The sequence below is a fragment of the Microbulbifer salipaludis genome (assembly GCF_017303155.1).
Lineage (GTDB): Bacteria > Pseudomonadota > Gammaproteobacteria > Pseudomonadales > Cellvibrionaceae > Microbulbifer > Microbulbifer salipaludis.
Genome location: NZ_JAEKJR010000002.1, coordinates 606,883 through 622,974, shown reverse-complemented (window position 1 = coordinate 622,974; position 16,092 = coordinate 606,883). Strand labels below are relative to the sequence as shown.

At 56.0% G+C, this 16,092-nt stretch carries 20 protein-coding genes and 1 pseudogene; 7 read left to right on the top strand and 14 right to left on the bottom strand.

Annotation, left to right across the window (positions count from 1 at the left end):
- Positions 1-40: 40 nt before the first annotated feature.
- From JF535_RS08335 to JF535_RS08325, 3 genes are all read right to left on the bottom strand, one after another.
- Positions 41-460: an NUDIX hydrolase gene (locus tag JF535_RS08335; RefSeq protein ID WP_207001111.1), complete on the bottom strand. Its 420-nt coding sequence runs from the start codon at positions 458-460 to the stop codon at positions 41-43.
- A gap of 20 nt (positions 461-480) precedes the next feature.
- Positions 481-1,620, bottom strand: a complete 1,140-nt coding sequence (locus tag JF535_RS08330) for a phospholipase A (RefSeq protein WP_242523764.1) — start codon at positions 1,618-1,620, stop codon at positions 481-483.
- Between the two features lie 89 nt (positions 1,621-1,709).
- Complete coding sequence (locus JF535_RS08325; protein ID WP_242523763.1) at positions 1,710-2,432, bottom strand: hypothetical protein; 723 nt, start codon at positions 2,430-2,432, stop codon at positions 1,710-1,712.
- Between the two features lie 311 nt (positions 2,433-2,743).
- Between JF535_RS08325 and JF535_RS08320 the strand changes: the two genes are divergently transcribed.
- Together JF535_RS08320 and JF535_RS08315 are read left to right on the top strand one after the other, a co-directional pair.
- Positions 2,744-3,205, top strand: a complete 462-nt coding sequence (locus tag JF535_RS08320) for an NfeD family protein (protein WP_066966219.1) — start codon at positions 2,744-2,746, stop codon at positions 3,203-3,205.
- A gap of 51 nt (positions 3,206-3,256) precedes the next feature.
- On the top strand, positions 3,257-4,102 hold the full coding sequence (locus tag JF535_RS08315) for an SPFH domain-containing protein (protein WP_066966223.1): 846 nt from the start codon (positions 3,257-3,259) through the stop codon (positions 4,100-4,102).
- A 31-nt stretch (positions 4,103-4,133) separates the two neighbouring features.
- Here the strand turns inward: JF535_RS08315 and JF535_RS08310 are convergent, their stop codons facing one another.
- Positions 4,134-4,646 carry a GNAT family N-acetyltransferase gene (locus JF535_RS08310; RefSeq protein ID WP_340674146.1) on the bottom strand — a complete coding sequence of 171 codons (513 nt, stop codon included), beginning with the start codon at positions 4,644-4,646 and terminating at the stop codon, positions 4,134-4,136.
- Between the two features lie 70 nt (positions 4,647-4,716).
- Complete coding sequence (locus tag JF535_RS08305; RefSeq protein ID WP_207001109.1) at positions 4,717-4,941, bottom strand: hypothetical protein; 225 nt, start codon at positions 4,939-4,941, stop codon at positions 4,717-4,719.
- 213 nt (positions 4,942-5,154) lie between these two features.
- Here JF535_RS08305 and can point away from each other — a divergent pair, with 213 nt between their 5' ends.
- The 4 genes from can (at position 5,155) to JF535_RS08285 (ending at position 9,094) form a co-directional block, all read left to right on the top strand.
- Complete coding sequence (gene can / locus JF535_RS08300) at positions 5,155-5,811, top strand: carbonate dehydratase (RefSeq protein WP_207001107.1); 657 nt, start codon at positions 5,155-5,157, stop codon at positions 5,809-5,811.
- Between the two features lie 108 nt (positions 5,812-5,919).
- Positions 5,920-7,575, top strand: coding sequence for an FAD-dependent oxidoreductase (locus JF535_RS08295; RefSeq protein ID WP_207001105.1), 1,656 nt, complete (start codon positions 5,920-5,922; stop codon positions 7,573-7,575).
- An 83-nt stretch (positions 7,576-7,658) separates the two neighbouring features.
- Positions 7,659-8,186, top strand: a complete 528-nt coding sequence (locus tag JF535_RS08290; RefSeq protein ID WP_207001103.1) for a flavin reductase family protein — start codon at positions 7,659-7,661, stop codon at positions 8,184-8,186.
- Positions 8,187-8,332: 146 nt separating this feature from the next.
- A complete protein-coding gene (locus JF535_RS08285) occupies positions 8,333-9,094 on the top strand; it encodes a glycerophosphodiester phosphodiesterase (protein ID WP_242523762.1) in 762 nt (253 codons plus the stop codon).
- Positions 9,095-9,174: 80 nt separating this feature from the next.
- On the opposite strand, the gene JF535_RS08280 is transcribed toward JF535_RS08285, so the two are convergent.
- Positions 9,175-9,525 (bottom strand): hypothetical protein, encoded by a 351-nt coding sequence (locus tag JF535_RS08280; RefSeq protein WP_066966250.1) that lies wholly within the window; start codon positions 9,523-9,525, stop codon positions 9,175-9,177.
- Positions 9,522-10,544, bottom strand: coding sequence for a hypothetical protein (locus tag JF535_RS08275; RefSeq protein WP_207001101.1), 1,023 nt, complete (start codon positions 10,542-10,544; stop codon positions 9,522-9,524). Before JF535_RS08275 ends, JF535_RS08280 begins: the two co-directional genes overlap by 4 nt.
- Before the next feature lie 54 nt (positions 10,545-10,598).
- On the opposite strand from JF535_RS08275, the gene JF535_RS08270 reads away from it, so the two are divergent.
- Positions 10,599-10,826 carry a hypothetical protein gene (locus JF535_RS08270; RefSeq protein WP_207001100.1) on the top strand — a complete coding sequence of 76 codons (228 nt, stop codon included), beginning with the start codon at positions 10,599-10,601 and terminating at the stop codon, positions 10,824-10,826.
- A gap of 37 nt (positions 10,827-10,863) precedes the next feature.
- On the opposite strand, the gene JF535_RS08265 is transcribed toward JF535_RS08270, so the two are convergent.
- The 7 genes and pseudogenes from JF535_RS08265 to JF535_RS08230 form a co-directional block, all read right to left on the bottom strand.
- Entirely contained in the window at positions 10,864-11,520 is a 657-nt protein-coding gene (locus tag JF535_RS08265; protein WP_207001099.1) for a peroxiredoxin-like family protein, read from the bottom strand.
- A 234-nt stretch (positions 11,521-11,754) separates the two neighbouring features.
- Positions 11,755-11,994, bottom strand: coding sequence for an HP1242/YdcH family protein (locus JF535_RS08260; protein ID WP_066966262.1), 240 nt, complete (start codon positions 11,992-11,994; stop codon positions 11,755-11,757).
- A 347-nt stretch (positions 11,995-12,341) separates the two neighbouring features.
- Positions 12,342-12,894: pseudogene (locus JF535_RS16710) on the bottom strand (transposase); the annotation flags it as partial.
- 177 nt (positions 12,895-13,071) lie between these two features.
- A complete protein-coding gene (locus JF535_RS08245) occupies positions 13,072-14,031 on the bottom strand; it encodes a fatty acid desaturase family protein (RefSeq protein WP_207001096.1) in 960 nt (319 codons plus the stop codon).
- On the bottom strand, positions 14,025-14,969 hold the full coding sequence (locus JF535_RS08240; protein WP_207001095.1) for a class I SAM-dependent methyltransferase: 945 nt from the start codon (positions 14,967-14,969) through the stop codon (positions 14,025-14,027). Before JF535_RS08240 ends, JF535_RS08245 begins: the two co-directional genes overlap by 7 nt.
- A complete protein-coding gene (locus tag JF535_RS08235) occupies positions 14,966-15,364 on the bottom strand; it encodes a hypothetical protein (protein ID WP_207001094.1) in 399 nt (132 codons plus the stop codon). The genes JF535_RS08240 and JF535_RS08235 overlap by 4 nt, the downstream gene beginning before the upstream one ends.
- Entirely contained in the window at positions 15,357-16,037 is a 681-nt protein-coding gene (locus JF535_RS08230) for a class I SAM-dependent methyltransferase (protein ID WP_242523761.1), read from the bottom strand. Before JF535_RS08230 ends, JF535_RS08235 begins: the two co-directional genes overlap by 8 nt.
- Positions 16,038-16,092 lie beyond the last annotated feature (55 nt).

Sequence of the window (16,092 nt, the reverse complement as noted above, 5' to 3'; positions counted from 1 at the left end):
GGGCTCGATACGAAATGAAAACACAAGAAATGGCCAGACTTCAGAACTTTGCGCTCTGGACTTCACCATTGAAATTCAGGCAGTGCTCCACCCGCACGCGCTGCACCGGCGACAGGTCATTGAGGGCAAAGTAATCGTAGGCCGAGTGCTCGGAAGACAGGGTAATAGCGCCGTTGCGATTGGTCCCGCAGGCTTTCAGGTGGGCGCGGAAGATGAACACGTGGGAGTTGTACACCCGGTGGTAGTAGACGCCGCTGAGGTAGTCGATGACCACGTCCCGGCCCAGCTCTTCCCGGCACTCCCGCAGCAGGGCTTCGTGGATGGTTTCACCCAGGTCCAGGGCCCCACCGGGCAGTCCCCAGGTTTTGTCCGCATAGGTGGCCCGCAGTTGCAACACCTCCCCCTCCGCGTTGGTGATCACTGCGTGCGCACTCAACTTGTAGGTATCGTCAAATCCCATCCGTGCCCCTTCAGCGTGACTCAGCTACCGGTACCCCGAGCCAGCTCAAAACCGATTCCCAGGGTCTGTACCGATTCATCGTAGTCGATCAGGCTCTCGCCGTAGCCATTGAAGTACTTCACATAGCCGCGCACCCGGTTCCCCACCGGGAAGCTCCAGCGCAGCTCACCGGCACCCTTGTTATCCGAGCGCAGGTTGTTGCGCACCAGGATGGAAACATTGTGGCCATTGCGCTCTACGCCGCCCACGAATTCAAAGTGCCCCAGGTAAAACTCCAGATCGGGGTTGTCATCCTCCTCGGCGGATTCCGGGATGCGGTACCAGGGCTTGATGGCGAAATAGACGTCGTCTCGCTCGAACGCGAAATTGGCATAGATGCGGTTCCAGCTGCGGGAAAGCGGCTCACTGCGACCATTGGACTGGTGGTTAAACGCGATCTGATTGGCCACATTCTGAAAGCCGAAAATGGTCCAGTCGTTGAGCCAGGTCATGATCAGCTCAGGCTCGTGATTGGTCTCGCGGAACGGCGCCGATTCGTCCGAATTGTAGGCCTGCCAGAACGAGCGGTTGGTGTAGGCGAAACTCATAAACGAAGCATTGCCCAGAAACCCGCGCCACACCGGCACCTGCACCGACAGTTGGAACTGCATTTCAACGGTATCCAGGTCAATATCACGTTCCGGAGCGTAATCTTCCAGGCCGCCCTTGTTGGGCTTGGGGTTATAGGTGAGCGGCAGCAGGTAGTTGGTTTTGTGGGAGGCCAGGGTAAACGGATTTTCGGCGGCATCGCGAATTGCCTGGGCCCGTCGGCTCACCAGCACGCCTTCCTCGGCAGCAGGCGCCACCTCGGGCACCGAGGCAAACAGCGGCGTCTGCTCCACCTGGCGGTCGTCGTCCATGACTGCCAGCCGGCAGCGGATACGCATTTCTTCCAGGGTGATATTGGCCGGCGCCGTCAGCAACTGCTCACGCAAGCAGTTCTGCTGGCGCCTTTCCGCACTTTGCAGGGAGTCATCGGTCTGCAGCAGCTCGATCTCCTCGTAATTGGAGGCCGGCGGTTCCTCGTCTGCCGCGGCCACCCCCACAGCGCACAGCGTGGACGTCGCTGTCAGCAAGCCCGTGGTGATTGGGAGCAGAAAAAAACGGCGGGGAAAAAACAAAACTGGCGCTCCTGAGTGAATTCAGGGCGCCAGTTTACATGGTTTGCAGACCGATAATGTGCAGTCGGTCAGGCTATTGGGCAGCGAACTTAGCAGAGCGCGGTAAATTCCGGGGCCATCTCCAGGCCACGCAGGCGCACCTGCCACAGGCGCCCGGTGCTGCTGGGCCAGTCGTAGCCCACCAGTAGCCCCTTGGGGTCGACAAAACAGTGGGTGTCCCGCTCGGCCTCGTCGCCCTGGTAGGAAAACACGGTGATATCCGGGCCCAGGTCATGCACGCCCTGAATATTGGCATCGCCCGCCATACGGCCGGCGCGGCGGTGGCTCACCCGCGGCGCAAGCAGCTTGCCGCGCTGGGAGGGATCAACGATATCGGGCGCCACCACCTCACAACCAAACTCCATATCACTCAGGCGCAACAGCAGCGGCCCCATGAAGATGCGCATCAGCGGGAACAGCAGCCGGTTTTGGCCCTCGAGCACGCTCTGCTGCAGACCGTTGGGGCCGGTCCATTCCGCCTCGATAGCATCCCCCACACGGGGCGGCCGCCCGCTCAGGGGCGCGAGGCGATAGTGGGCGTTTACCTCATCGACCTCGTCTTTCCAGGTTATCCGGCATTCGGTGACCAGCCCCGCGTCCATCAGCGCGCGCACTTCGATACCGTGACCGGCCTCACCGACCAGCCGCCGGCTTACCAGCAAACGCCGGCCCTGCGCATCGCAGCCCAGTTGCCAGTCGTCCTGCACCGGCATGGCTCTGCCATCGCAGCTGTACTCGTAGCGGCCCTGGGCCAGGTTAGTAGTCAATCGCATAAGATTGTCGTCCGTGATTTCTCTTGATGCTGAGGGGGATTCTACTGATGCAAACGCACAAAATTGATGCATGGTTACCGCGCTCTTGCCTGCAAAAAGTATTGCACAAGGAGTCAAATTTGCTGCGGATTTGTGACGCTTAGTGGAAATTTTTATGCGGCCCTCACACCCTGACAACGCGGGAAGCCGAAGGGAAAATCGGGATGCTTTCCCTTGGTAATAACCGAAAAATTGTTTAATGCACCTGAGTAACCACTTTGGGGCATAATCAGCGGGTTTATCCAATCGCATCAACTAAGGAGAAGGCCATCATGCTCGAATGGCTCAATGCGCATATTGCTTACTGGCACTGGCTGGTGCTGGGGCTGTTACTGGTCACCGCGGAGATTTTCGTTTCCGGTTTTATCCTGTTCTGGTTTGGCCTCGCCGCACTGTTTATGGGTGTACTGCTGCTGGCGGTGGGCATGCCCATCACCGCACAGCTGCTGTTGTGGGCCGGGATGTCGGTTGCTCTGGTGTTCCTGTGGCTCAAGTTCATCAAACCCAACTGGAAAGACCGCACCACCTCCGGCATGGCCATGGAAGCGCTCACCGGTCAGGTGGGTTCTGTCATCGACTCCAATATTGGCAAGCCCCGCGGGCGACTGCGCTTTCCCGCCCCGATTCTTGGCGAAGACGAGTGGCAGTTCATGAGCAACAGCGAAATTGCCATTGGCGAGCGTGTCAAGGTCATCAATATTTCAGGCAACACGCTGGTGGTCAGCCCGAGCTGACCTCCGCAATAAAAACAATCGATCCGATTCCGACGTTAACAAGGGGAAAGTATGGAAGGATTATCCGTAGTACTGGCACTGGTGGTGCTGGTTGTCATCACCATCGGCATGGGCGTGCGTATCGTACCGCAGGGCTCCAAACACATTGTGCAGCGCCTAGGCAAATACCACGGCACGCTGAACCCGGGCATGAATGTCATTATTCCCTACGTGGACCAGGTACCGTACAAGGTAACCACCAAGGATATCGTACTCGATATCCCCTCGCAGGAAGTGATCACTCAGGACAATGCCACCATCATTGCCAACGCGGTGGCCTATATCAATATCGTATCGCCGGAGAAAGCGGTGTACGGGGTGGAAGACTACGAGATTGCCATCCAGAACCTGGTGCAGACCGCGCTGCGTTCCATCGTGGGAGAAATGTCCCTGGATGCCGCGCTGTCCTCCCGCGACCTGATCAAGGCGAAACTGAAAGAAGCGATTTCCGATGATATCGCCGACTGGGGCATCAACCTGAAAACCGTTGAGATCCAGGACATCAATCCGTCGGTCACCATGCAGAAGGCGATGGAAGAACAGGCCGCCGCGGAACGCCAGCGCCGTGCCACCGTAACCCGCGCCGAAGGTGAAAAGCAGGCCGCCATTCTGGAAGCCGACGGCCGATTGGAAGCGTCCAAGCGCGATGCCAAGGCCCAGGTGGTGCTGGCAGACGCCAGCCGCGAAGCCATCGAGCGGGTAACCCACGCGATTGGCGACAAGGAAATGCCAGTGATGTACCTGCTGGGCGAGCGTTACATCCACGCCCTGGAAGAGCTCTCGACCTCGGCCAACGCCAAGAACGTCATCTTCCCGGCGGATCTGCCCAATGCAGTGAAGGGATTGCTGAGCCGCTGATTGGCCGCTCCAGCATTGGCCGCGCTACCGGTTACAGGTAGCGCTGCCAGAATTCTGCCTTGCCATATTCCTCATCCAGCGCGTAGGGCTTGAAGCCGCACTTGCGATAAGCAGCCCGCGCAGGGTGATTCTTCTCCAGCACTTCCAGTGTGATTTTGCAGCAGCCGCGCGCCCGCGCCACTTCCGCCACCTGCTCCATCATCCGGGTACACACCCCCAGCCCACGGGCCGCTTCGGTCACCACCACATCGTGAATATTCACCAGTGGCTTGCACACGAATGTGGAAAAACCCATAAAGCAGTTCGACAGGCCAACCGCCACATCCCCGCGATAAGCCAGCACCGAGAAAGCACCGGGAAATGCCGCCAAGCGGGCCAGCAATTCACGATGACAGACATCGGACAGCGGCTCGCCGCCACCATAAGGGTCGCGCGCATAGTGATCCATCAATGCCAGCAGGTCATTGCCGTGCTTCTCATCCCGGTAATCCGCGATGACCACATCCAACTCGGTTGCCAACGGCGCCGCCTGAGAAGTATCCACCCTGTTTTCTCCCTCTGTGTTCGGTTCTATTTTTCGTGCCTATTGTTTGCGGCAAAGATTACCTGAACACTCAGGTATCCGGTTGCGCGCCTTTTTGCGTGCCTTTCTGCGTTCCTTTGCGCGATGCTTCTGCCTTGGCGGTCAATTCGCTCTGGACCATAAAGAAGCGCCGGTAGTTACGAACCCGGGCACGCTGCGCCAGCAACCAACGCACTTTTTTGCGCCGACGCGCCACCACCGCATTGTGCCGCTTAAAGCGGCGCGGGCGGCGAATTGTCGAATTTCTGAGCCCCATAGGCCAACCCCTGTGTGGTCCTAAATATGGTCTTTTATATGCTGAAAGTACTTGGGTGAATTGTGCCCAAAATGCGCCACCGCAGAGTAACAGAACACCCGGCAGAATACAGTGCTGCGGCGGCCCAGCCACTGGCGCACGCAGCCTCACATTGGCGCGCCCCAGTAAAAGCGCTATCCTGCCCGGTTCGTGCACACCGCCGGAAGAACTGCCTTGTCAAAGCTGAACGACCTGATCGAAAAAAACCGCGCCTGGTCGGAATCCACCCGTCGGGAGAAGCCAGATTTTTTCCTCAAGCTCTCGGAACAACAGCTCCCCAATTATCTGTGGATTGGTTGTGCGGATAGCCGGGTGCCGGCCAATCAGATTGTGGACCTGCTGCCCGGCGAGCTGTTTGTACACCGGAATGTGGCCAATGTCGTAGTGCCTTCCGATCTCAACTGCCTGTCTGTGGTCCAGTACGCCGTGGAAGCACTCAAGGTGAAACACATCATGGTGGTTGGCCACTATGGCTGTGGCGGAGTAAAGGCCGCACTGGAAAACCAGCGCCTCGGCCTGATTGAGAGCTGGCTGCGCCACATCAAGGATGTGCGTGACAAGCATCACACCCTGATCGAACTCTTCCGCGAAGAGGACCGCGTGGATCTCCTGTGCGAGCTTAATGTGCTGGAGCAGGTGATCCACGTATGCCAAACCACCCCGGTACGCGATGCCTGGGAACGCGGCCAGGAACTGTCGGTGCACGGCTGGGTGTACGGGTTGTCCAACGGGCTCATCAAGGATCTGCAAGTCACGGTGGACGACACCAGCCAGATCAACGAGGCTTACCACCGTGCACTCACCACCATCGCCCAGCGCAGCAAGGGCTGAGGCATCAGCCAGGTGATCGGTGGTACAAATGCCCGAATCTCAATAGATTATTGCTTCAACCATTTACAGTAACAAAGAACCAGAAACCAGTAGTATTCAGGGGTCTTCATGTCCGATTTTCGTGTTTGGGAATGCCAGATTTGTGGCTGGATTTATGACGAAGCCAAGGGCTCGCCGGACGATGGCATTCCACCCGGCACCCGCTGGGAAGATATCCCCGACGACTGGGCCTGCCCGGAGTGCGGCGCCACCAAAGACGAGTTTGTGATGCTCGCGGTGGTCCCCGACAACAGCGCACAACCTGCGCAGCCCCAGGGCGAGACAGCGGCAGGCAGCACCCCAAAACCGGCGCAAGCCACCGCGCAGACCACCAGCAATCGTATCTGGGAATGCATGGTATGCGGCTGGATCTACGACGAAGCGCGCGGCGCACCGGAAGAAGGCATCGCCCCCGGCACCCGCTGGGAAGACATCCCCGACGACTGGACCTGCCCGGAATGCGGCGTCGGCAAGGAAGATTTCGACATGGTGCTGGTGAGCCAGCCACCCGCTGACGCACCGCAACCCAGTGCCTCGGCGCCGGTCACCCTCGACGACAAGGATCCGCTGGTCATCATCGGCACCGGCCTCGCCGGCTATCACCTGGCCAAGGAATTTCGCAAACTCGACCAGCGCACGCCGCTGGTGTTGATCAGTGGTGACGACGGTACCTTCTACTCCAAGCCGCTGCTGTCTGCCTCCCTTGCCCATGGCAAAACCCCGCAGCAACTGGCCACTGCCAGCGCCGAAGCCATGGCCAAAGAGTTGCGCGCAGAAATTCTGGTACACACCCACGTCACCGATGTAGACCGGCAGGCACAGGTACTCACGCTCGTTTCCGACAGCGGCGGCATCCGTGCCGAACTGCGCTACAGCCGCCTGGTATTCGCCACCGGCGCACACTGCGCGCCGCTGCCAGCGATCGAGGGCGATGGCTTGGCCCGCCTGTTCCGGGTCAACAGCCTCGGCGATTACCACCGCTTCCGCACCGCGCTGACCAACCGCAAGCGCGTACTGCTGATTGGCGCCGGGCTGATTGGCTGTGAGTTTGCCAATGACCTGGTCCAGGCCGGTTATCAGGTCGAGGTCGTGGACCTGCAACCCTGGCCGCTGGCGAATATGCTGCCGGAAGCGGCGGGTCGCGATATCCAGCAGGCACTGGCGCAGGCCGGGGTGACTTTTCACCTCGGCACCAGCGTCGCGCGCATCGAGCACACCTCCGCAGGCATCCGCGCTCAGCTTGCCAGCGGCGACATCATCGAAGCCGATATCGCGCTGGCCGCGCTGGGCCTGCAACCGAATACCAGCCTTGCGGAGGCCGCCGGCGTTGCCACCAATCGCGGCATCGTCACCGACCGGCAGTTGCGCACCAGCGACACCGGTATCTACGCCCTCGGCGACTGTGCAGAAGTAGACGGGCACAGCCTGTATTACGTCGCCCCGCTCACCCAGTGCGCCCGCGCCCTCGCCCAGACCCTTGCCGGCACACCCACATCGGTGCAGTACGGCTGTATGCCGGTGGCAGTGAAAACCACCCTGAGGCCCACCGTGGTGTGCCCACCGCAACCGGGGAACGAGGGCGAATGGCAGGTCACCGCAACCGCTGACGGCGTAAAGGCCGAATTCCTCAACGGTACCGGCAAGCTGCTGGGCTTTGCCCTGACCGGCAGCGCCATCGCCGAACGGGACGCGCTCAGCCAGCGCTGCGCACCACGGATGCCCTGAGATTCAAAGAAAATCACGCAGAGCGGCCATTTTTCCCGTAAAATGGCCGCCAGCACAAAAATTGAACAGATTTTGAACGAAGTATGACGGTAACCAGCAACTCAGCAGCCCCCATCGAAACCCCTCAGTCACCGGAGGAGCGCAGCCGCGCCCTGCGCGACACCCTGGGGCACTTCGCCACCGGCGTCACCGTGGTAACCACCCTGGATGCCGGCGGCAAGCCCGTGGGCATGACCGTCAACAGCTTCAATTCCGTCTCCCTGGACCCGGCGCTGATCCTCTGGAGCATCGACCGCGGTTCCCTCGGCTACGCAGCGTTCACCGAGTGCGAGCGCTTTGCGGTGCACGTACTGAAAGGCGACCAGCAGCACGTATCCAACCTGTTTGCCGGCCGCGGTGCCGACAAGTTCGGCCAGGTCAAATGGCACCAGGGCCCGCAGAATATCCCGCAACTGGACGACTGCGCCGCCCTGTTCCACTGCCGCCGCGCGCAGAATATTGACGGCGGCGACCACACCATCCTGCTGGGTGAAGTGCTGGAATTCACAGCCGGCGGTGGCGAACCCCTGGTGTTCCACCGTGGCCGCTATCGCGCCCTCGCCGGGGAATAAAAACCCCCGTTATAAAGACACCTGCTACCCGCACCAAACGGTCTAAAAATTCCGGCGGAATCTGCCTCCTTGCATTGTGACGCTGTCACCTCGTGGTCATACTTTTGGTACACCCTTGGGAGACCTCCGCCACCGTGGACGTCGAGATGCATACTTCTGACACCCTCTTCTGTTTCGCCCACAGGGGTTACCCCAAGCGCGCCACGGAAAACACCCTGCAGTCGATCACGCACGCCCTCGAATTTGATGTCGACGGGGTAGAGATCGATGTATGGAATGTGGGCGGAGAACTGATCGTCAAGCACGACCGCCGCCTCGGCCGCCTTCTGGCGGGGCAGGAACTGCTCACCGAGCTCGCCCCTGCGGCGCTGCGCGAGATGCTGCTCCCCGGTGGCGAGCGCGTACCCACCCTGCGGGAAGTGCTGGAGCTGGTAGGCAACAACGCACAGCTCAACATAGAAATGAAAGGCCCCAACTGCGCCGCCCTCGCCGCACGCGAGCTGGAATCCTATATCCGTGACAACGGCGCCACCTACGAGCAATACCTGCTCTCCTCGTTCGACCACCGCCAGATCTACGAATGCCTGAAACTGATCCCGAGAGTGCGCCGCGGCGTACTCATCGACGGCGTCCCCCTGGACCTCGCCGCCTGCGGTGAACCGCTTGAAGCCTATTCAATCCACCACAGCCTCGACTTCGTGTGCCCGGAAATCATCGCCGACGGCCACAAGCGCGGTTTCAAAAGCTACGTCTTCACCGTTAACCACCCGCACGACCTGGCACTGGTAGCCGCCATGAACGCCGACGGCGTCTTTACCGACGAACCGCAACTGATCATGGATTACAACGCGGAGAAAACCGGGGAAATGCTGGCCCAGCAGATTGAGCCAATGGGGAAGTGTAATTAGGCGGGTTGGAACAGACAGCGAGCCGCCAACAATCAAACAGGTAAATGGCACACTGAAACCATGCGCTTTGCCCCTCAGCGCTAACCATCACCTCGAAACTCCAGCCAGCCCCAAGTCAACAGCATTACCAGCCCCAAAAAAATAAACACGGACCAGTGAAATATTAACTGCGCACGTGCCATCTTCGGCAATTCCGAAAAATAGGTATCAACCCCAAAACGCTTGGCACGCTTTTCACTCAGGCAAAAGTGTCCCCAGTGCATGAACCTGCTGGCAGAAAGGATAAACCCGATATCAGTAAACTCGCCGTCAATTTTTCGAGAGAGTGTTTTATAGTATTTACGGTAAAAAACTACCGCATTAACAACCGCCGCAAGAAAAAGGAAAGCCCCGAGTACATACAAACCCAGCATTACGTGCAGAAAAGTCAATTCACGGCCCTCTCATAGACAAACTCTCCTAGCACCTCACCGCCCTTACCGAGCGACTTGGAGCCCACGTAACTACCAGCTGCGCCCACCAGAAGACCACACCAAAGCAAACTTGTCCCGGCAGTTTCCAGGCCAAACAATAAGTTGCACGTGCCATACGCAGCCAAGCCACCACCAGCTACCCCTCCCACGACGCTACCTCCCACCTTAAGTGACTCTGTGTACTTTGTCTTCGCACATAGCACCGAACCCGAAGCCTCAGTGCACACTCTCTGAATATTGGCGTAGCCACCCACAACTTCGAGACCGATCGCAATATAGCCAAGGCGAGCAAAGTTTTTTGCCGCAGCTCTCAACTGTACATAACGGCCTGACAACTCAGGAATTCGCCCCGGTTCAACCTGGCTCTTCCATTGGTGCACGGTCGCCTTACTGCTAATTCCCAGCTGTCTTTTGACCCCAACAGCAGCAGCCGAGCTACCAAATAGCTCACGGCGAACCATTCCGTTCACCGCCTGATCCAGCTGGGTAAAAAGCGCACGTCGCTGCGCAAAGAAGTGATTAGAGTTCAGGTGCCCATGGTTTCGGTAGCTGGATTGGTACAACCTATCCATCTGGTCCAGCAGGTTTTCGACCAGCTTGGTTTTTTGGGAAAAGTAGCCATTGGCCCACCCATACATCGGTGATGTATAGCTCGCCACATCACTCAAAAATGCATAGTTTTTCGCCAGAACCTTCTTCTCTTGTTCGGTCATCGCCCGTAGCTCAGACTCGTGAACCCGAACGGCCTCCTGCATCACCACCTCCCATTTCTGGCAGGCTGCATTATCTGGCGAGGTAATAATGACTACTTGCCCCGGGCGCACAGCACCACCCACAAGATGTGAATTCACACTTAGAAAATGTTGTTTCGCAGAAGTGGCCGAATGACCATAAATCGCCGCAAGGACTTGATCAGTGCTGTAGTGACCATCGGCAATAAAGAAGAGCGCATCTTCAGGGAAATTTTCCTTTTCCATAACATGCTGTCCGTAATCCTGTTAGTCGCAGCAGAATACAGAAGAAATCAGGACTTGAAAAATTGGTACGTTTGTCACGGTTTCCAAAACTGCCAGAAGGAACTGTGCAGCTTCAAGAGCTACGAATTCACCGTCAACCACCCGCACGATCTGGCACTGGTGGTCGGCATGAACGCCGACGGCGTCTTTACCGACGAGCCGCAACTGATCATGGATTACAACGCGGAGAAAACCGGGGAAATGCTGGCCCAGCAAATTGAGCCGATGGGGAAGTGTAACTAGGCGGGCCGGAACCGACCCGCCAGAAAATCACGAACGATCAGCGCGCATCCAGCATGCCGAGCAGCTGAACCACACTCGGGCGGGTTTTGTAGTCTTGGGAAACATGCGCCCACGCCACCGCGCCATCGGCATTCACCAGAAAGATACCCGGTGCCGCAACTTTGTGATGGTCCTTGCCAGACCAGTCCTCCAGTACGATGCCGTAGGTCTTGTACTTCTCGGCGGTGGCATCGTCGATCTCCACCACCACATCAAACGCCTCATGGGCCTTGAGCTCAGGGTCAGACAGCACCGGAAACGGGATTTCATAGGTCGCCTTGGCCAAGGCACTGGCATCCGGCTTGTCCACACTGATCAGCACCGGCGTCACTCCGCGCTTCTCAAATTCCGGCCAGGCCTCCGCCAGTTGGCGAATCTGCACGTTGCAATACGGGCACCAGCCACCGCGGTAAAACACCACCAGAATCGGCGCATCCATTTTCAACAGGCTGTTTAGAGAGACGGCCTCCCCTTTGTGGGTCCGCACGGAAAAGTCCGCAGGCGTATCCCCCACCTTCAGACCCGCCTCCACTTTGCCGAGGTCGGCACTGTTGGTTTCGGCGAGTTCGGGGAGCTTTTTGGGCAGGGCAATATCCTGGGCAACGGCGCCAAAGCACCAGAAAGTGAGAAAAACGGCGAGCAGAGTCGACTTCATCGAATGGAGGTCCTATTGGCATTATTAAAATCACTGAAAAAGCGCATACGGCGAGCTTAACCCCATCTGGGGCGCAAGCTGCCAATCGCACTGCAGTTACAGTGCACGACCCTACTCCCAGGCCGTATCAGAGGCAACCGGTAGCGCCTAGGCCGAGACTCACAAATACACTCTGCTTGGGCAGAGCGCTGAGAAATGATCGGTCAGACTGTGCAGACTCCCTTCTAAACCCCGCTAGGGCTGGTGCTGCTTAGCTTTGAGGTACAGCTGATCTTTCAAGCGCGCACGCTGGGTCTTCAGCTCTTTGAAATGGTCATCGTCCGTCGCAATGCCCCGCTCCTCCAGCCCACGGATAGCCTTATCCAGCTTGTGGTAACTGTCGCGGTCGGTCTTGAACTGAATACTGTCTTGGATGAGGTGACGGATACTGTCGGCGAGATCGGGGAATTCGGTTTCTAAGGTGCGCATGGTCATTGACTGATACTCCTCATCAGTGGGGCCTCTAGCAATTGTAGAGTCCCGACAAGCGCCCCCCACATGCCTATGTGCTTTTACAGATACAAAAGCGCTGCCGGAGTGTCCCAGTAAAAATCTCTCTCACACCAATTTGCATGCCCACACCCCAGCTCTCGACATGGCCGCGACAGACTACTTTTTGTAGCGATTTTCCCGGCGATCAAGAATCTTCAAGCCATATCTGACCACATCCGCAGGCCACTTGAAGGGCTGACAAGCTTTGGATACGTAGTAGTCACTGCCGCAGCATACTTAGCCTCATTTATCTTCGCTTCGGTGCAGGAAATGGTTTCAAACGGATAGTATCGCATCAGGCTGCGGACTCTGAAGCGTCCGATAACCACTCCCTGATCGTTCAGCAACCCTACGATTGTCCTGCTGCCCGTAGAACCACGACCTCGATTGAAGACCTCGTTGACCTGGGTCCGGAGCTCCAGCCCCGGCACATCAACGGCATTCTTTCTGTACTTGTATTCGTAGTAGCATGAACGAGATACTTCAAACGAGTCACAGACAAATTCCACGGGCTCGTGCTCACATAGTCGCTCTATCAGCGCGTACGATTCATTTCGTCGGACATCAAGAGAGCGGTAGCCTTTTTTAGTATCTCTTTCTCACTCTCCAGACGATTGATACGGGCTTCAAGCTCCTGGATTCTTTGCTGCTCGGGGTGAGGGCTTTGCTGGCCGACGTCGCACCACCACGTTCGGGCTCTAGTTGGTTCACCTAGCGGCAGATGGCAGTTGTGCCGACATCCAAAGACCGAGCGGCATCTGATATCGAATACTCCTGATCAAGGACCAAGCGGGCAGCCTCCAGCTTAAACTCGGGGGAAAAGGATCGACGTTGTCTACTCATTGAACGCCTCTAATTCAGGTTGCAACCATACCACCTAAGTTGGTGTCCGGGATTAATAGACCACTACAAATGCAGTAAAGTAAGCGGTCACGGTCACTGAAGCAACGAATCCGATCAATCGACCTGACCGAGCCGCAAAGAAAATCAACGAAGGCTCAGTAAATACATCAAAAACAATCAAGAGGCACCGCCATCGACCAATTCACCAGCGCCCCCTCTGTCTGGCGCAAATGCACTTGACACTCTGCTCAAATAGCAGAGCCGGGACATATACCCTGGAAGCCTGTCATATTTCACCCCTGCCCGCCTCAAGAAGCGACCAAATGCCGGTAAGTGATGCATCGGCACTGTAGGATAAAAATGGTGCTCCGCATGAAAATTCATATTGTACGGCGAAAGAAAGAACCGCTCCAAAACCGCAGGACGAAAACTCAAATACCGCGACGCATCCAACACATCAACCGCATGCTCTAGGCAGGACCGCACTACATTCAACCCGAACATGACCGTAAACATGGGAAGCAGCCAGAACACCAAATACCCATGAACACCAGAAAATAAGAACCAGAGCAGCGCCAATATCAGCAACTGCGTAAGACCAATGGAGAAAAGATCCTTAGCCAACACACTATCGACGTTAATCGGAGACTTGGCAGAGGAACCTGATCCACCCCTGGAGAAGAGTAGCTTCCGAACGACTTGAAAGGTCATGCCGCCCAGCAAACTGGAAATCAGCCATAGAATCCATCGCCGAGAGTTGCCAAAGCGACTAATTTCATAGTAATGACGATCATTATCCCTTGCGCCACCAAGATGGGCATGGTGACTCAAATGGTTCTTTCGCAATAGAGAGAGCGGAGACAACAAAGGGCCGTGCAACAGAAAACGACAAACAAGATCATTCGCGCTTCTGGAACGCCCCACATTGAAGTGCAACCCGTCGTGGCCGATCACATTCAAGTGATACTGGAGAACCCCTACAAGAACAATCGCAGCAAAGCCAAATAGATAGCTTTCACCATAACTGGCCACCAACCAACAGCTCAGAATCCCTGACCAAACAAATGCAATCGAAAATAACACCCTCCAAAGAGGGATAACGAAGAAATGCGCCGGAATATCATTTTTCTTTAGCATTTTTTCACGCCTACGATACGCATATTACTTGTCTTTAAACCAATCGCTTTGCGAACCACATCAAAACATGTAAAGAAAGCGAGCAGAGGCAAATTTCCCAGGCGAAAAAAACGGGACAACAGATGTTTACCGGACGCAGCAAAAATGTGGTGCAGGGATTGTATCCAGAAGGCAGGACTCGCCATGTATTCGACACTATCGACATCAAACCCCTCTTCCAAGAGCACTTTGCGTCCACTATCTTCATTAAAAAGATAAAAATGCCGAGGAATATGGTATCCCCCCCATACACCGCTCCTGAAAATATGCGCATCGAGACCTTCCGTAGAGGGGGTTTCGATTAACAGCACACCACCACTACGCAACAAACGCCGACAACCGGCAAGCGCCGCGCGCGGGTCAGCAAAATGCTCGAGCACTTGGTTCAGAATAATGATATCGAAATAGTCATCCAACTGAATATTTTCATAACCTGTGGAATGAGTGGTTATCCCGTGCGCTTCCAAGCTACGCAAAGACTCCTCATTCAAGTCACACGCGTGCAACTCCCAGAACTTCGACCCGAACCGCTCAAGCAAGCGAAGCAAAACGCCGCTACCACAACCAAGATCCAAGATCTTCGCATCGTCAGAGACGTATTTCCTGACGACATCTACCTTTCTTTTTTGGACTTGGGAGCGAAACCAACCCAGCAAGTTTTTCTTCTCATCGAACAGATAAGGCTCATACTCAGGCGGGTAGATATCATTTATATTTCCATCCGCAGGACGCTCCTTCAGCATCACCAAGCCACTTGGCTCGCACTGAACAAACTGAAATTCGTTCGAGCAAGTTTGATATTCATAGTCATAGCCACTAGCGATTTCGCAATGTTTATCACCTGAAAACAATGATGACTGTGAAATAACTGGCAACTTAGCTTTGGTATCAGAGTTCATGCTAGCAACTTTCTAGATCCAAGAAACGTAATTGGCGAGAGCAATAATACAGCAATTACAGGCGCAAGAGACTCGATAAAGTAGCTTCGCAACCAGACAACTCCGTAAAGACACTCAAATATGAGAACTGCCAACCAGGAAGAAACAACCGCTATCGTAAGCGTCCAACATAGATACGCCGGCAAGCGGCGCATACGGCGAAGCTCGCCGCCAAAGACCCCGAGCGTCAGCACAACAAAACTCACTACCGACGAAGACAGGTAAACCAATAAATAGATCAACCACTGGTACTGGCTAAAATATTCGGGAGCCAGGTAGGAAGAAGACTGAATAATTGCTATGGAAAAAACTCCAGTCAGGGCCCCAACCAATAGAAAAGAGAAATAGTCACGCATCAGCCGTGCCACTCTCACCAAAGATTAGAATGTTTGACGGCAGGCCAAGAAACCACTGGTAACTAATGTTGAAGTGAGCGCGATCACCCATCATTCGTCTCACATCAGAGGCAGCACACAAATTCAGGTTTTCCTCTCGCGCGAGGAAATCATGCCCAACCAACTTCAGTAGCTTGCGATGCAGCCCCTTGGGCAACCAATGGATAAAAGGCAAAATCGTATGAAAATCTACCGGATACCATCGGTTAGGCGTCGTGATGTAAAACTTTTTGGATACACGTAGCAGCTCTGCCAGAAATGCCTCTTGCTGCTCGAAATTCCCGACGTGCTCCAAAACTGCGGAGCAAAATACAACATCAAACTCGTCATCCGCAAAAGGCAGCGGTCCCGGCTGCACTTGCCGAAAAGCTACTTCCGGATACACATAAACCAGCGGCGTGACATCTTCAATGCTGACTGCAGTGACTTGTTTTCTGTAAGGATACAACGCTTCGAAGTAGTTGCTATCAACCAATTGGAGGTCCGGTGTAACCCCCACGTCCAGGATACGATCTGCCGGCGAGGGCTGGATCTCATCCATAAAACGCTTGAACATGCTCCGCCTGGCGTGCAGCGACATTTGGCTACGGAATGCAGCGAGAGGATGACCGAGTGAAAAGTAATCTTTAACCATGCTAAATATCCGGGGAAACATCCCATCACTACTGCAAACACGACTTGGCGCGAGT

What these genes read in the sequence shown, in the direction of transcription:
- JF535_RS08335 (WP_207001111.1), bottom strand. Translation starts at nt 460, where the DNA reads ATGGGATTTGACGATACCTACAAGTTGAGTGCGCACGCAGTGATCACC.
- JF535_RS08325 (WP_242523763.1), bottom strand. Translation starts at nt 2,432, where the DNA reads ATGCGATTGACTACTAACCTGGCCCAGGGCCGCTACGAGTACAGCTGC.
- JF535_RS08320 (WP_066966219.1), top strand. Translation starts at nt 2,744, where the DNA reads ATGCTCGAATGGCTCAATGCGCATATTGCTTACTGGCACTGGCTGGTG.
- JF535_RS08315 (WP_066966223.1), top strand. Translation starts at nt 3,257, where the DNA reads ATGGAAGGATTATCCGTAGTACTGGCACTGGTGGTGCTGGTTGTCATC.
- JF535_RS08305 (WP_207001109.1), bottom strand. Translation starts at nt 4,941, where the DNA reads ATGGGGCTCAGAAATTCGACAATTCGCCGCCCGCGCCGCTTTAAGCGG.
- JF535_RS08295 (WP_207001105.1), top strand. Translation starts at nt 5,920, where the DNA reads ATGTCCGATTTTCGTGTTTGGGAATGCCAGATTTGTGGCTGGATTTAT.
- JF535_RS08290 (WP_207001103.1), top strand. Translation starts at nt 7,659, where the DNA reads ATGACGGTAACCAGCAACTCAGCAGCCCCCATCGAAACCCCTCAGTCA.
- JF535_RS08285 (WP_242523762.1), top strand. Translation starts at nt 8,333, where the DNA reads ATGCATACTTCTGACACCCTCTTCTGTTTCGCCCACAGGGGTTACCCC.
- JF535_RS08275 (WP_207001101.1), bottom strand. Translation starts at nt 10,544, where the DNA reads ATGGAAAAGGAAAATTTCCCTGAAGATGCGCTCTTCTTTATTGCCGAT.
- JF535_RS08265 (WP_207001099.1), bottom strand. Translation starts at nt 11,520, where the DNA reads ATGAAGTCGACTCTGCTCGCCGTTTTTCTCACTTTCTGGTGCTTTGGC.
- JF535_RS08260 (WP_066966262.1), bottom strand. Translation starts at nt 11,994, where the DNA reads ATGACCATGCGCACCTTAGAAACCGAATTCCCCGATCTCGCCGACAGT.
- JF535_RS08245 (WP_207001096.1), bottom strand. Translation starts at nt 14,031, where the DNA reads ATGCTAAAGAAAAATGATATTCCGGCGCATTTCTTCGTTATCCCTCTT.
- JF535_RS08240 (WP_207001095.1), bottom strand. Translation starts at nt 14,969, where the DNA reads ATGAACTCTGATACCAAAGCTAAGTTGCCAGTTATTTCACAGTCATCA.
- JF535_RS08235 (WP_207001094.1), bottom strand. Translation starts at nt 15,364, where the DNA reads ATGCGTGACTATTTCTCTTTTCTATTGGTTGGGGCCCTGACTGGAGTT.
- JF535_RS08230 (WP_242523761.1), bottom strand. Translation starts at nt 16,037, where the DNA reads ATGGTTAAAGATTACTTTTCACTCGGTCATCCTCTCGCTGCATTCCGT.